The organism is Streptomyces halobius (genome assembly GCF_023277745.1).
Classification (GTDB): Bacteria; Actinomycetota; Actinomycetes; order Streptomycetales; family Streptomycetaceae; genus Streptomyces; species Streptomyces halobius.
In genome coordinates this window covers 6,934,735-6,948,389 of sequence record NZ_CP086322.1, presented here as the reverse complement: position 1 = coordinate 6,948,389, position 13,655 = coordinate 6,934,735, and the positions used below count along the sequence as shown (strand labels likewise).

Here is a 13,655-nt window from a genome sequence, read left to right as displayed (position 1 = left end):
CCCGGCAGGTCCCGCCGTCACGGCGAACCCGCCGACACCCCCACGGCACACGGACCGCACCATCACAGCAAACCCGCCAACACCCCCACGGCAAGCAGCCCGCCCCCTGACGACGCCGCCCTCACGCCTTGACGCTCCCCTCCGTGAGCCCCGTCCGCCAATACCGCTGAAGCCCCGTCATCAGCACCATCAGCGGCACCACCGACAGAAACGCGCCACCCACCGTGAACTGGTAGAGCACCGGCTGCCGGTCCGCGTAGCCCGTCCATGACGTCAGTCCCAGCTGTATCGGGTACAGCGACGAATCGGACAGCATCACCAGCGGCAGGAAGTAGTTGTTCCAGATGTGCACGAACTGGAACAGGAAGACGGTGACCAGTGCGGGCGTCATCAGCCGCAGCCCGAGCCCGCCGAAGATTCTCGCCTCGCCCGCGCCGTCGATCCTGGCCGCTTCCAGGAGGGAGTCGGGGACGGCCGCGGCCGCGTAGATCCGGCACAGATAGACGCCGAACGGGCTGACCACGCTGGGGATCAGCACCGCCCAGTAGGTGTTGGCCAGGCCCATCGCGCTGAACAGGAAGTAGAGGGGGAGGGCGAGCGCGGTCCCCGGGATGAGGACCCCGGCGAGTACCACGTTGAAGACCGCCTCCCGGCCGCGGAACGGGAATTTGGCCAGGGCGTAGCCCGCCGCGGCGGACAGCAGGGTGGCGCAGACCGCACCGATCCCCGCGTAGAGCAGGGAGTTGCCGAACCAGCGGACGTAGACGCCGTGGTCGTAGGTGAGGACGTCGACGAGGTGGCCGACGGGCCGCGGGTCGTCGGAGAACCAGAAGCCGAAGGTGCCGAAGAGATCGGCGCTGTTCTTGGTGGCCGAGACGGTCAGCCAGTAGACCGGCACCAGGAAGTAGAGCGCGGCGATGGTCAGCAGCGAGGCGGTGATGATCCGGTAGCGGACCGGTGGCCGGGTCGTACGCCCTCGGACCGGTGGCCGCGTCGTCCGTACGGGGACCGATGGCCGCGGCCTGCACGCTCGGGGCGGTAACCGGGTCATCCCCGATCCTCACCCCGGCGGCCCACCAGCCGCAGGAAGCCGAAGGACAGGACGCACGCCACCAGCGCGAGCAGGACCGCCTCCGCCGCCGCCACATGCTGGTTGTTGCCGACGAACGCCTCGCTGTAGGCGTGCAGATTGGGGGTGAAGCCGGAGTCGATGGAGGAGGCGAGCGGCCGCAGCACCATCGGTTCCGCGAACAGCTGGAGGGTGCCGATGATGCTGAAGACGGTGGTGAGGACGAGGGCGGGCCGGATGAGCGGGAGTTTGACATGCCGGGCGACCTGCCAGGCGTTGGCGCCGTCGATCCGCGCGGCCTCGTAGAGCTCCTCCGGCACGGACTTGAGCTGGGCGATCAGCACCAGCATGGTGTAGCCGGTGAACTGCCAGGTGACGATGTTGGCGATGGACCACAGGACGGTGCCGCGGGCGAGGAAGTCGACGTCCCAGCCGGCCACGTCGGCGATCTTCACCAGGGGGCTGATGCCGGGGACGTACAGGAAGCCCCACAGAATCGAGGCGATGACGCCGGGCACGCCGTAGGGGAGGAAGAAGGCGCTGCGGAAGAAGGTGACGCCGCGGGCGCTCGCGCTCTCCAGGAGCAGCGCCAGCGCCGTCGCGAGCACGATCATCAGCGGGATCTGGACGGCACCGAACAGCAGGACCCGGCCGAAGCCGGTCAGAAAGCGGTCGTCGGCGAGGGCGTGCGCGTAGTTGGCGAGTCCGGCGAAGACGTCGTGTTCCTGGCCGCCGAGGCCGAGCGGGCCGGTGCGTTCGGTTCTGCGCAGGCTCTGGTGGACGGCGTAGCCGATCGGGGCGAGGAAGCAGAGGCCGAAGAGCGCGAAGAAAGGCAGGACGAAGCAGGCCGCGGCGCGGGCGTTACGCGCCTCGGTACGGGAGGCGCGGCGCGGCCGCTGACGGGCGGCCGGTGCGGGCCGGCTCAGGGTGTCCCGGCTCACCCGCCGCTCTCCACCTTCAGGCCCTTGCCCTTGAGGTCGGAGACCGTCTGGCCCTGCACCTTCTTCAGGACGGAGCGGAAGGAACCGCCGTCGCCGAGCGCCTCGGTGAAGGCGTCGCCGAGCCGCTGGTAGAGGGTGTCGACACCGGGTCCCCACCGCCAGCTGGTGTCGACATGTGCCCCGGCGTCCGCGAAGACCTTGCTGTACGCCTGGCCGCCGAAGAAGTCCTTGTCGAGGTCGAGGTCGCCGGTGGCATAGCCCTTCTTGGCGCTGGGGAAGCCATAGCCGCCGTCGATCAGCAGGGCGATGGACTCGGGGTCGGTGTTGAGCCAGACGGCGAAGTCCAGGGCGTCCTTGGGGTAGCTCGCCTTGGCGAAGACGGCGGTGGTCGAGCCGCCCCAGTTGGCGTACGCCTGGCCGCCGGCCTGCCACTGCGGCAGCGGCGCGGCCCGCCATCCGCCCTTGGTGCCGGGGGCGTTGCCGATCAGCAGCGCATCGCCCCAACTGGCGCCCACCCAGGCCGCGATGGCACCGGTCTGCAGGTCCTTGTACCAGGCGTTCTGCCGGTCCGGGATGGTCTTGACCAGTTTCCGCCTGACCAGGGATTCCCAGTAGTCGGCGACCTTGCGGCTGGGTTCGTCGTCGATGTGCACGATCCAGGTGTCGCCGTCGTGGGCGTACCACTCGGCGCCGGCCTGCCAGCAGAGTCCGGCGAAGCGGTTGCCGTTGGTGGGCGCGAAGGTCTCGATCCAGGCGCCCTTCTTGCGGACGGCTTCGGCGGCGGCCTCGTAGTCGTCCCAGGTCCGGGGGATCCCGACGTCCCATCTGTCGAAGAGGTCCTGGCGGACGAACAGGCCCATCGGCCCGGATGCCTGCGGAATGGCGTAGATGCCCTTGCCGAACACGGACTGCTGCCACTGCCAGCCGGAGAACTTGTTCTTGTGGCGGGCGGCGCCGAGCGGGGCGAGGTCCAGCAGTCCGTTGTCCAGCAGGAAGCCGGGGACGACGGGGAATTCGATCTGGCCCAGGTCCGGCGGGTTGCCGGCCTTGATGGCGGCGTGCATCTTCGCGTACTGCTGGCCGTTGACCGCCGACACCTTCTCGACCGTGACCTGGACCTCCGGGTGCGTGCGGTTCCACAGGCCGACGGGCTTGTCGATGCCCGGCACCCAGGACCAGAACGTCAGATTGATCCGCTGTCCCTTCTCGCGTTCGCGGGGCGCGTCGCGCCCGCCGTCGCCGCAGCCGGTGAGCGCCCACCCCGCGGCGACCGCCGCCGCCGTGCCCAAGACCGCTCTACGGTGCGTGTCGTTGCTGGTCATCCGGCTCCTCCACGGGGATGCGGCGGAACGTAAGGGTCGAGTAGGCGCTGAAGTCGCCCGTCTCGTAGAGCAGTCCGACGCTCGCGTCGTCGAGGCGTACGAGGTCGGAGTAGGCGGCGGGGAGCCCGGAGACGGTGTGCGCGGTCCGCCAGGTCCGGCCGCCGTCGCGGCTGACGCGCAGGGCCATCAGGGCACGCGCGGCCGGGTGGGCGGGCCCGGAGAACAGCAGCGCGTCGGGATCGCCGAGGTGCAGCACGCTGCCCTGGCAGACCGGTCCGGCCAGGCCCGCCTGCGGCCGGAAGGGGGCGGCGAGGTGCGCACCTCCGTACATCGAGACGGCGTCGGCGCGGTGCCAGGGCGCGGCGGACTCGGTGCGGGTGTTCACGTAGAGGCTGCCGTCGGGGAGTTCGGCGGCGGTGGTCTCGTTGGGGGCGACGGAGCGGTCGGTGTCACTGTCGGTGTAGCCGATCCGCCAGGTGGTGCCGTCGTCGTCGCTGAGCAGTGCGTGGCCGCCGTTGTAGCGGGCTTCGGTCCCGGCGTCGGAGGGGTCGCTCGGCGGCGTGGAGTGGTTGGCGGGAACGACCAGCCGTCCGGCGTACGGGCCGTGGCGCAGCCGCAGCGCATGGCCGGGCCCGGTGGCGTACCACCGCCACTCCGGCCGCTTGGCCTGGCCGGTGATCTCGCGCGGCGGGCTCCAGGTGGCGCCGTCGTCGTCGCTGTGCTGGATCCAGACCCGACGGCCGTCGGCGGCGGGAACCTCGCCGCGGCGGATGCGGTCCTCGGTGGCGTCGGCGGCGCTGTGGACCTGGAGCAGCAGCACCCGTCCGCCGGCCAGGACGACAGGGGCCGGGTTGCCGGCGGTGCCGGTGCCGTTGCGGGCGACGACCTGGAGCGGGTCCCAGGTGCGGCCGCCGTCGTGGGAGCGTTTGAGGACGAGGTCGATGTCACCGTGGTCGGCGGCCGAGGTGACCCGGCCCTCGGCGAAGGCGAGGACGGCCCCGGAGCGCGCCCGTACGACCGCCGGGATCCGGAAGCTCGCGTAGCCCTCCGTCCCGGCCCGGTACGGCACTGAGCCCTCGTACGCCACGGGTCACCCCCAACGGCCGGACAGCGGATGTCCGCTGTCCTGCGGCGACCATAAGGAGCGCCCAACTGACCGTCAAGGCACCGGACATGCCACGTTTTGCGTCGGCAAAGGGACACTCGACGCCGGGTGAAATCCTGGTGAACCGGACGCCGTGGGCACTCCGGCGCAGGGTTGCCGCGCATCGAGCCGGGGGACGACGACGGCCCGCTGCCGGAGCACCGAGATCGTGCGGTGCGGCCGGGGCGACCTGCCCACGTCCGGAGAAACCGGTTCCGGACGGGGCCCCCTGCTCCGGGCCCGCGGATACACCGAACGCCGATGCATCTGCCCTATGGTGACGGAGACACAGAACATCCCATGTCCTCTCCCCGGAGGACTGCGCAGCTCCTCCACACCTCCCCCACGCCGGAGCCCCCATGGCACTGCCCGCACCACTGCACGGCGTCATCCCGCCGGTCTGCACCCCGCTCGACGCGCGGGGCGAGGTCGACACCTCCTCCCTCGCCCGTCTCGTGACCCACCTCCTCGACGCCGGCGTGCACGGACTGTTCGCGCTGGGCTCCACCGGCGAGGCCGCCTACCTCACCGACGCACAACGCGGCACTGCCCTGGAAGTCGTCGTCAAGGCCGTGAACGGACGGGTTCCGGTGCTCGCCGGGGTCATCGACACCACCACCGCTCGGGTGCTGGACCACGCCGGGAAAGCCGCCGGCCTGGGCGCCGACGCTCTGGTCGCCACCGCGCCGTTCTACACCCGCACCCACCCCCGGGAAATCGCCGACCACTTCCGCCGGATCCGTACGGCCGTCGGCCTGCCGCTCTTCGCGTACGACATTCCCATGGCCGTCCACGGCAAGCTGCCCCCGGCACTGGTCCGTGAGCTGGCGGCGGACGGCACGCTCGCCGGGCTCAAGGACAGCAGCGGCGACGACGGCGCACTGCGCCGGCTGCTCGTCGGACTCGGCGGCCGCACCGCCCGGCGCACCGGCCCCGCGCCCGGTTTCACCCTCCTCACCGGCTCCGAACTGACCGTGGACGCCGCGCTGCTGGCGGGGGCCGACGGCGTCGTCCCGGGCCTCGGCAATGTCGACCCGGCGGGCTATGTCCGGCTCTACGACGCCGCGCGGGCCGGTCACTGGGAGCGGGCGGCCGCCGAACAGGAGCGCCTGGTCACCCTGTTCTCGATCACCGACGTCGGCCCGGAGAGCGAGATGGGCCGCAGCTCCTCGGCGCTGGGCGCGTTCAAGGCGGCCCTCCGGCTCCTCGGCGTGATCGAGTGCGGGACCACCGCGATCCCGCAAGTCCCGCTGGGCGAGGAGTCCGTGCGGGAGGTAGGACGTCGGCTCACTGCGGCGGGACTGATCAAACTCCCGTACGGGTGACAGGGTTTGAAGCCGCCCCCGAACCGCTCCCCACTGCGGCAGGATGCCGGGCCATGGATGCCGTACGGGTCGCGCTGCTGCGCGAGGTCCTCGCCGGAACCGAGTGGGTGCAGGCCACCCGCCGCTTCGCCGGGTCGCTGCGCGCTTCCGTCGTCCCGCACGGCGGCGGGCTGCTGCTGGTCGGCAGCGCCGTGTACGAACCCTGGCATCTGGCCGCCCATCTCGATGACGAGGCCGCCTGGTCGGGGCTGCCGGAGCTGTCGCCGACGCTCGTCCGGCACCGGGTGCCCGGCGGGGCGCCGGCCCATCTGTCGGTGGGGCTCGGCAGGCTGGAGGCCGCCGGGCGCGGCGAGACGCTGCTGGTCGTCACGCCGGAGCAGCCGGGCGCCGGACTGCTGGAGCGGGTGCACGACGCCCGCCGCAACGGCGCGACGGTGCTGGCGCTGGACGGCGGCGACCGCGATCTGCACGCCCTCGCCCACGACGCGCTCGCCGCGCCCCCGCCCACGCCCGTCGACGCCGCCGAGCCCGCTGCCGGATCCCCCGCCGACGGTGCGCCGGACCTCGGCCTCGACACCCTCCAGCATCTGGTCAGCGCAGCCGCCGGGGAGAACGGCGGGCCCGCGCCCCGCCCGCACCGGCGCTTCCGCGACCGGCTGGCCCGGCTGGCCGACGGGCTGACCGCTCCGCCGCCGCCCCGCTGGTGAGGAGCCGAGCGCTGGTGCCCCCACCGATGTCTCCCCCACCCCGGTAACCCTCCCGCACCACCCCGGTAGGCCCTTTCACCCCCGGTAAATCCTTTGCACCTCGCCGTGCCGCCCGCGCACGATGGTGCGTCGTGACCTCCGACGGCCCCTCACCCTCGCCCGCTCCCCCGCCCCGTCGCGCGGCCGCCCTGCTGCCCGACCTGGCGCCGTGGCGCTCCTCGCGCGATTTCCGGCTGATGTGGTGCGCGGGCGCGATCACCGTCTTCGGCAGCGCGCTGACCTTTGTCGCGCTGCCGCTCCAGCTCAAGGAGCTGACCGGCTCGACCCTGGTGGTCGGTTCGCTGGGCGCCGTCGAGATCGTCCCGCTGATCGTCTTCGGTCTCTACGGCGGTGCGCTCGCCGACGCCCTGGACCGCCGTCGGCTCATCGTCTGGACCGAGGTCGCGCTCGGCCTGCTGTCCGTCCTTCTGCTGCTCAACAGTCTGCGACCGGATCCGCTGGTGTGGCCGCTGTACGCGATCGCCGCGGCGGCCAGCGCGCTGACCGGTCTGCAGCGCCCGGCGCTGGACGCGATCGTGCCGCGGATCGTCCCGCACGAGCAGCTTGCCGCGGCCGCCGCCCTGAACTCGCTGCGCTGGCAGATCGGCACCATCGCGGGCCCCTCGGTGGCCGGCTGGCTGCTGGCGTACGCCGGGCTGCGCTGGGCCTACGCGGCCGATGCCGCCACCTTCGCGGTCTCGGTGCTGCTCGCACGGAAGCTGGCGCCGTCGCCCGCGTCGCACGACGCCGAGAAGCCGTCGCTGCGCGGTATCGCCGAGGGCGCGCGCTACGCCTGGAGCCGCAAGGAGCTGCTGGGCACGTACGCCATCGACCTCACCGCGATGTTGTTCGCCTTCCCGTTGGCGATCTTTCCGTTCCTCGCCGATGAGCTGGACGCCCCGTGGGCGCTGGGTCTGATGTACGCGGCACTCCCCGCCGGGTCCGCGCTGGTGAGCCTGACCAGCGGCTGGACGTCACGGGTCCACCGGCAGGGCCGTGCGGTCGTGCTGGCGGCCGCCGCCTGGGGGCTGGCGATCATCGCCGCCGGGCGGATGCCCAACGTCTGGCTGGTGCTGCTGTTGCTGACGCTGGCCGGCTGCTGCGACATGATCAGCGGCATCTTCCGCTCGGCGATGTGGAACCAGACCATCCCCGACGAGCTGCGCGGCCGGCTGGCCGGTATCGAGCTGCTGTCGTACTCGGTGGGCCCGCAGCTGGGCCAGGTCCGGATCGGCGGGATGGCCGCGCTGACGAGCGTACGGACCTCGGTCTGGGCGGGCGGTGTGCTGTGCGTCGGCGCGGTCGGGCTGCTGGCGCTGACCCTGCCGAAGCTGCTGGCGTACGACGCGCGCACGGACGAGCACGCCCGGCGGACGCGGGAGCGGCGAACGACCGGGGACGGGACCGGCACGGGGGTCCTTGACCGGGCCACCGGCACCGGCCGGGCCCCGGACTCCGACCCGGCCGCGACCTGAGCCGGCCACGCCCGACCACTGGGGTCACGCCCGGTCAGCCGCCGTCGTTCTGCTCGTCGCCCCGGCCCTTGTCATGCCATCTGGGGTCGGTCTCCCACTCCAGATTGCGTTCGCGCGCCGTCTCCATGGCGTGCGTCGCCTCCTCACGGGTCGCGTACGGGCCGAACCGGTCGGCGGCCCGGCACTGCGGCCCCTCCTCGACCGTCGCGTGCTTGAGGCAGTAGAACCACTCGCCGGGCCTGCCGACCGTACGCCTCTTGAACAGCGCCATTGCCGCCTCCTGTGGTTGGCTCCCGTGCCGCCATCCTGCCCGACGGCCCGCGGATACACTCGCTGATATGTCTGGTCAGTCGCTTCTCGCCCCGGGGATCATCTCCCCCACCCGTCCCGTCCCCGCCTCCATCCCGCGACCCGAGTACGTCGGGAAGGACGCGCCCACCCCGTACACGGGGCCGGAGGTGCAGGACGCCGAAACGATCGAGCGGATGCGGATCGCCGGCCGGATCGCCGCCCAGGCGATGGCCGAGGCCGCCAAGCTGATCGCGCCGGGTGTGACGACGGACGAACTGGACCGGGTGGCCCATGAGTTCATGTGTGATCACGGCGCCTACCCCTCCACGCTCGGCTACCGCGGCTTCCCGAAGTCGCTGTGCTCGTCGGTGAACGAGGTCATCTGCCACGGCATCCCGGACTCGACCGTCCTCAAGGACGGCGACATCGTGAACCTGGACGTCACCGCGTACATCAACGGTGTGCACGGCGACAACAACGCCACCTATCTGTGCGGCGAGGTGGACGACGAGTCCAGGCTGCTCGTCGAGCGCACCCGTGAGGCGCTCAACCGCGCGATCAAGTCCGTCAAGCCGGGCCGACAGATCAACATCATCGGCCGGGTCATCGAGTCGTACGCCAAGCGGTTCGGCTATGGCGTGGTCCGTGACTTCACCGGCCACGGCATCAACGCGTCGTTCCACTCCGGCCTGATCGTTCCGCACTACGACAGCCCGCACCACACCACCGACATCAAGCCCGGCATGACCTTCACCATCGAGCCGATGCTGACGCTGGGCACCTACGACTACGACATGTGGGACGACGGCTGGACGGTCGTGACCAAGGACCGCAAGCGGACCGCGCAGTTCGAGCACACGCTGGTGGTGACGGACACCGGGGCGGAGATCCTCACGCTCCCCTGACGGGCCGCTCCGCCCGGACCGCCTGGCAGAACTGCCGGAAAGGACTTCCAGACGGGGGCGGGGGACTCGACGTCCTGACGGGGGCGGGGGACTTCGGTAGACTTTTACCGACAGGGCGTCGGGAACAAGGTTGACTCATGGGACCCAAAGTAGTTAGGTAACCCTAAGTTCGAGTGCTCGGTGGAGTCCAGCCCGTTCCCGTCCGCTCCCCCTCGGCCCCGGAGGTCCGCCTTGGAAGCGCCCAGCCCGACCCCGCCCCCGTCGTCCCCACCCTTCTCGACGGTCATCCGCACCGCCTCCCACGAGCAGCACACGGAGGCCGAGAACTCCTCGTTCATGAGCGACCTCCTCGGCGGCAGACTCGGTGTCTCGGCCTACCGGCGCTACACCGAGCAGCTGTGGTTCGTCTACCGCGCGCTGGAGGATGCCTCCGAGGCGCTCGCCCACGACCCCGTCGCGGGCCCCTTCATCCGTCCCGAGCTGGCCCGCACCGCCGAGCTGGAGCGCGATCTGGCACATCTGGGCGGAGCGGCCTGGCGGGCGGGCCTGGAGCCGCTGCCGGCCACCGCCGCGTACGCGGACCGGGTGACGGTCTGCGCCCGCGAATGGCCGGCCGGCTATGTCGCCCACCACTACACCCGCTATCTCGGTGATCTCTCCGGTGGCCAGATCATCCGCGGTACGGCCGAGAAGACCTGGGGCTTCGCGCGCAAGGGCGACGGCGTACGGTTCTACGTCTTCGAGGACATAGCCAACCCCGCCGCCTTCAAGCGCGAGTACCGCGAGCTGCTGGACGCGCTGCCGGTCGACGACCTGGAGAAGCAGCGGATGGTCGATGAGTGCAAGCGCGCGTTCGCACTGAACACCGCGGTCTTCCGGGAGTTGGGCGAACAGTTCCCGCTGACCGCGTAACGGGGGGATCCGGGCGGGCGTTTCGACCGCTCTGCCGCATCGCCCGCTACGGCGTACCGACACGCACCCGTAGTGCCGGATCAGCCACTACGGCGCAGCAATACGCACCGTCCGCCCACCGCGATCGTCCCGTCCGCCCGCGGGCGGGTCAGGATCTGCGAGCCGACGCCCTGACGGATGTCGAGGGGGCGGCCCAGCTCATGAGTCAACAGCAGCGCGGCGGCGCCGGTGGCCTCGTCCTCCACGACGTTGTCGCCCCTCCGCGGGAAGGCCCGCGCCCTGACCACACCGGCGGCCTCGTCCTGCCAGGCCCACGCATAGAGCCAGCCCTCCCCCGGCGGCGGCGAGGGCAGCCGGTCGACCTCGGCAGCCGAGGCGTACCGCTCGGTCCGGCGCCCGGGGACCCACTCGATGCGCCCGTGCACCCAGGTGAGATCCCCGTCGTAGCGGACCGCGACCTCGCCGGCCGGTGGGCGCAGGGTCCGTGGCGGCCGGCCCAGGCTCCGCAGCAGCCAGGCCAGGCCGACGAGCGGGTGCCCGGCGAACGGAAGCCGGACGCCGGGGGTGCGGATATCGACGGTGCCGCGTGTGACGTCGTCGAGGAATACGGTCTCGCTGAAGCCGAGTTCGGCGGCGAGCGCGGCCCGCTCGGCCGTACCGGGGAGGGCCGAGCCGTCGCGGATGACACCCAGCGGGTTCCCGCCCGCCCCGTCGGGGCCGCAAAACACCCGGAGCACATCGAGTTCGGTCATACGGCCATTCAACAGCACTGGTCAGTGGGGGTGTTCGGGATGCGGGGCCGATCCGTTCCACGGCCTTATGCCCCTTTGCTCCGCGACCGGGGCGTGGTCCGTGAGAGCCGAATCATTGGACAGAGCGGGCGGAATCCAGGTAAGCCTCGGTTAAGTTAGGCCAGCCTTATTTTGCGCCGCCCCGTACCGCCCGGACCGACGACGCCGCCTGGAGCCCGTATGCGAGCCCTTCGTTCTTCCGTCGTCACCGCCATCGCGGTGGCCGCGAGCCTCACCGCCGTCGCCGGCTGTGCCGAGAAGAACGACAGCAAGGGGGGCGGCAAGGGCGCCATCGAGGTGACCGCGTCCGACACCGCCTGTGAGCTGTCCACGAAGGAGTTCCCCGCCGGGCATGTCCGGCTCGCGGTGGAGAACAAGGGCTCCAAGGTCACCGAGGTGTATGTCTACGCGCCCGGCGACCGGATCGTCACCGAGCGGGAGAACATCGGCCCCGGCACCAGCGTGGAGATCACCGCCGAGATCAAGCCCGGTGCGTACGAAATCGCCTGCAAGCCGGGCATGAAGGGCGACGGCATCCGGCAGAAGGTGACCGCGACCGGCAAGGGCGCCACCGCCGAGCGCGACCCGAAGCTGGATGCCGCGGTCGCCGCGTACCGCAAGTACGTACAGCGGCAGGCCGACGAGACGCTGCCCAGGGCGGAGAAGTTCGCCCGGGCCGTCAAGGCGGGCGACGTCGAGGCGGCGAAGCAGGCGTACGCCGTCTCCCGTGTCGGCTGGGAGCGCACCGAGCCGGTGGCCGAGTCGTTCGGTGACATCGACCCGAAGGTGGACGTGCGCGAGGACGGCCTGTCGGACGGCCAGAAGTGGACCGGCTGGCACAAGCTGGAGAAGGCCCTGTGGGAGTCGGAGAAGATCTCCGACGAGGACGCCGCGCTCGCCGACCGGCTGATCGCCGACCTGAAGGACTGGCAGAAGCGGGTCGGCACCGCGGAGATCACCCCGACCAGCATGGCCAACGGCGCCAAGGAGCTGCTCGACGAGGTGGCCACCGGCAAGGTCACCGGCGAGGAAGAACGCTACAGCCACACCGATCTGCTCGACTTCCAGGCGAATGTCGAGGGTGCGAAGAAGGCGTACGAGCTGCTGAGGCCGGTCGCCTCGAAGAACGATCCGGAGCTGGCCAAGGAGCTGGACAAGCAGTTCGCGGCGATCGAGAAGCGCCTGGACAAGCACCGCGACAGCGACTCCGCCGACGGCTTCGTCTCGTACGACACGGTCGGCAAGGGTGCGCGCAAGGAGCTGTCCGACGGTGTCAACGCGCTGGCCGAGCCGCTGTCCAAGCTGGCCGCGGCCGTGGTCACCACCAAGTAGTCCGCCGCGAGGCAGGGGGTCATGATGACGCGGGACGACGACGGTACGTCCGTCGAGAGCACGGCCGTTGGGGACGAGCCGGCCACCGGGGACGCCAACGGCCGGGCGCCTTCCCGGCGTTCGCTGCTGGGCTGGGGCGGCGCGGGGCTGGCCCTCGGCGCGGTGGCGGCCGGCGGCACGGCCGTGGCGCTGCGCCCCGGCAGCGACGGCCGGCCTGCCGTCCCGGACGACACCCTCGGCGCCGCGGTCCCCTTCCACGGCACGCACCAGGCCGGTATCGCCACCGCCGTCCAGGACCGGCTGCACTTCGCCGCGTTCGATGTCACCACCGACGACCGCGCCGAGCTGATCGCGCTGCTCAAGGCGTGGACGAAGGCGGCGGCGCGGATGACGGCGGGCGCTGCGGTCGGGGAGGGCGCGGTCGGCGGGCTCGCCGAGGCGCCGCCGGACGACACCGGTGAGGCGCTGGGCCTGCCGCCGTCCCGGCTCACCCTGACCTTCGGCGTCGGTCCGACGCTCTTCGAGAAGGACGGCACGGACCGGTTCGGCCTCAAGGGCCGGCGGCCCGAAGCACTGATCGATCTGCCGCGGTTTCCCGGGGACAATCTCGACAGGAAGCGCAGCGGCGGCGATCTGTGTGTCCAGGCATGCGCGGACGATCCGCAGGTCGCGGTGCACGCGATCCGCAATCTGGCCCGGATCGGTTTCGGCAGGATCGCCATCCGCTGGTCGCAGCTGGGCTTCGGCAAGACCTCCTCGACAACGCCGGAGGCCCAGACCCCGCGCAACATGATGGGTTTCAAGGACGGCACCCGGAACATCTCGGGCACCGACACCGCCGCCCTCGACAAGCATGTGTGGGTGGGCGGGAGGGACGGCCCGGACTGGATGGCGGGTGGCTCGTATCTCGTCGCCCGGCGGATCCGGATGCATATCGAGACCTGGGACCGCACCTCGCTCAAGGAGCAGGAGGACATCTTCGGCCGGGACAAGGGTGAGGGCGCTCCGGTCGGCGAGAAGCGCGAGCGGGACGAGCCGAATCTCAAGGCGATGCTGCCCACCGCGCACGTACGGCTCGCGCACCCGGACACCAACGGCGGGGCGAGGATCCTGCGCCGCGGCTACTCCTTCACGGACGGGACGGACGGGCTGGGCAGGCTGGACGCCGGGCTGTTCTTCCTCGCGTACCAGCGGGACGTGCGGAACGGGTTCATCCCGATCCAGCAGAGCCTGGCGCGCGACGATGTGCTCAACGAATACATCCAGCACGTCGGTTCGGGCATCTTCGCCGTCCCGCCGGGCGTCCGCGACAAGAACGACTGGTGGGGCCGGGAGCTTTTCGGCCGTTCTGCCTGATGTTGTCGAATTCATCACGCAAGTCGCGAAGGAAGGGGAGGAACCG

13 protein-coding genes are annotated in these 13,655 nt (G+C 71.4%); 7 read left to right on the top strand and 6 right to left on the bottom strand.

From position 1 onward, the window contains the following. Nucleotides 1–121: 121 nt before the first annotated feature. The 4 genes from K9S39_RS31590 to K9S39_RS31575 are packed head-to-tail and all read right to left on the bottom strand — an operon-like array spanning nt 122 to nt 4,419. On the bottom strand, nt 122–1,051 hold the full coding sequence (locus K9S39_RS31590) for a carbohydrate ABC transporter permease (RefSeq protein WP_248866742.1): 930 nt from the start codon (nt 1,049–1,051) through the stop codon (nt 122–124). Next, on the bottom strand, nt 1,048–2,010 hold the full coding sequence (locus tag K9S39_RS31585; protein WP_248866741.1) for a carbohydrate ABC transporter permease: 963 nt from the start codon (nt 2,008–2,010) through the stop codon (nt 1,048–1,050). The genes K9S39_RS31590 and K9S39_RS31585 overlap by 4 nt, the downstream gene beginning before the upstream one ends. Then, on the bottom strand, nt 2,007–3,332 hold the full coding sequence (locus K9S39_RS31580; protein ID WP_248866740.1) for an ABC transporter substrate-binding protein: 1,326 nt from the start codon (nt 3,330–3,332) through the stop codon (nt 2,007–2,009). The genes K9S39_RS31585 and K9S39_RS31580 overlap by 4 nt, the downstream gene beginning before the upstream one ends. Further along, entirely contained in the window at nt 3,307–4,419 is a 1,113-nt protein-coding gene (locus tag K9S39_RS31575; protein ID WP_248866739.1) for a sialidase family protein, read from the bottom strand. Before K9S39_RS31575 ends, K9S39_RS31580 begins: the two co-directional genes overlap by 26 nt. A 416-nt stretch (nt 4,420–4,835) precedes the next feature. Here K9S39_RS31575 and K9S39_RS31570 point away from each other — a divergent pair, with 416 nt between their 5' ends. The 3 genes from K9S39_RS31570 to K9S39_RS31560 all read left to right on the top strand — a co-directional run bounded on the left by K9S39_RS31570 (nt 4,836) and on the right by K9S39_RS31560 (nt 8,022). After that, nucleotides 4,836–5,801, top strand: coding sequence for a dihydrodipicolinate synthase family protein (locus K9S39_RS31570; RefSeq protein ID WP_248866738.1), 966 nt, complete (start codon nt 4,836–4,838; stop codon nt 5,799–5,801). A gap of 53 nt (nt 5,802–5,854) precedes the next feature. After that, nucleotides 5,855–6,508 carry a hypothetical protein gene (locus K9S39_RS31565; protein ID WP_248866737.1) on the top strand — a complete coding sequence of 218 codons (654 nt, stop codon included), beginning with the start codon at nt 5,855–5,857 and terminating at the stop codon, nt 6,506–6,508. Between the two features lie 131 nt (nt 6,509–6,639). Next, nucleotides 6,640–8,022 carry an MFS transporter gene (locus K9S39_RS31560; protein ID WP_283113136.1) on the top strand — a complete coding sequence of 461 codons (1,383 nt, stop codon included), beginning with the start codon at nt 6,640–6,642 and terminating at the stop codon, nt 8,020–8,022. 34 nt (nt 8,023–8,056) lie between these two features. Here the strand turns inward: K9S39_RS31560 and K9S39_RS31555 are convergent, their stop codons facing one another. Then, complete coding sequence (locus K9S39_RS31555) at nt 8,057–8,293, bottom strand: hypothetical protein (RefSeq protein WP_248866736.1); 237 nt, start codon at nt 8,291–8,293, stop codon at nt 8,057–8,059. A 67-nt stretch (nt 8,294–8,360) separates the two neighbouring features. Here K9S39_RS31555 and map point away from each other — a divergent pair, with 67 nt between their 5' ends. Both map and K9S39_RS31545 read left to right on the top strand, forming a co-directional pair. Further along, complete coding sequence (map, locus tag K9S39_RS31550; RefSeq protein WP_248866735.1) at nt 8,361–9,218, top strand: type I methionyl aminopeptidase; 858 nt, start codon at nt 8,361–8,363, stop codon at nt 9,216–9,218. 231 nt (nt 9,219–9,449) lie between these two features. Further along, nucleotides 9,450–10,130: a biliverdin-producing heme oxygenase gene (locus K9S39_RS31545; RefSeq protein ID WP_248866734.1), complete on the top strand. Its 681-nt coding sequence runs from the start codon at nt 9,450–9,452 to the stop codon at nt 10,128–10,130. Between the two features lie 80 nt (nt 10,131–10,210). Here K9S39_RS31545 and K9S39_RS31540 read toward each other — a convergent pair whose 3' ends face one another. Then, nucleotides 10,211–10,882: a PhzF family phenazine biosynthesis protein gene (locus K9S39_RS31540; RefSeq protein WP_248866733.1), complete on the bottom strand. Its 672-nt coding sequence runs from the start codon at nt 10,880–10,882 to the stop codon at nt 10,211–10,213. A gap of 219 nt (nt 10,883–11,101) precedes the next feature. Here K9S39_RS31540 and efeO point away from each other — a divergent pair, with 219 nt between their 5' ends. Both efeO and efeB read left to right on the top strand, forming a co-directional pair. Further along, nucleotides 11,102–12,253 carry an iron uptake system protein EfeO gene (gene efeO / locus K9S39_RS31535; RefSeq protein ID WP_248866732.1) on the top strand — a complete coding sequence of 384 codons (1,152 nt, stop codon included), beginning with the start codon at nt 11,102–11,104 and terminating at the stop codon, nt 12,251–12,253. Nucleotides 12,254–12,277: 24 nt separating this feature from the next. Then, nucleotides 12,278–13,609 carry an iron uptake transporter deferrochelatase/peroxidase subunit gene (efeB, locus tag K9S39_RS31530; RefSeq protein ID WP_248869042.1) on the top strand — a complete coding sequence of 444 codons (1,332 nt, stop codon included), beginning with the start codon at nt 12,278–12,280 and terminating at the stop codon, nt 13,607–13,609. Nucleotides 13,610–13,655: the final 46 nt, after the last annotated feature.

Coding starts and splice junctions, on each gene's coding strand:
- K9S39_RS31590 (WP_248866742.1), bottom strand. CDS start 1,051: ATGACCCGGTTACCGCCCCGAGCGTGCAGGCCGCGGCCATCGGTCCCC.
- K9S39_RS31580 (WP_248866740.1), bottom strand. CDS start 3,332: ATGACCAGCAACGACACGCACCGTAGAGCGGTCTTGGGCACGGCGGCG.
- K9S39_RS31570 (WP_248866738.1), top strand. CDS start 4,836: ATGGCACTGCCCGCACCACTGCACGGCGTCATCCCGCCGGTCTGCACC.
- K9S39_RS31565 (WP_248866737.1), top strand. CDS start 5,855: ATGGATGCCGTACGGGTCGCGCTGCTGCGCGAGGTCCTCGCCGGAACC.
- K9S39_RS31555 (WP_248866736.1), bottom strand. CDS start 8,293: ATGGCGCTGTTCAAGAGGCGTACGGTCGGCAGGCCCGGCGAGTGGTTC.
- map (WP_248866735.1), top strand. CDS start 8,361: ATGTCTGGTCAGTCGCTTCTCGCCCCGGGGATCATCTCCCCCACCCGT.
- K9S39_RS31540 (WP_248866733.1), bottom strand. CDS start 10,882: ATGACCGAACTCGATGTGCTCCGGGTGTTTTGCGGCCCCGACGGGGCG.
- efeO (WP_248866732.1), top strand. CDS start 11,102: ATGCGAGCCCTTCGTTCTTCCGTCGTCACCGCCATCGCGGTGGCCGCG.
- efeB (WP_248869042.1), top strand. CDS start 12,278: ATGACGCGGGACGACGACGGTACGTCCGTCGAGAGCACGGCCGTTGGG.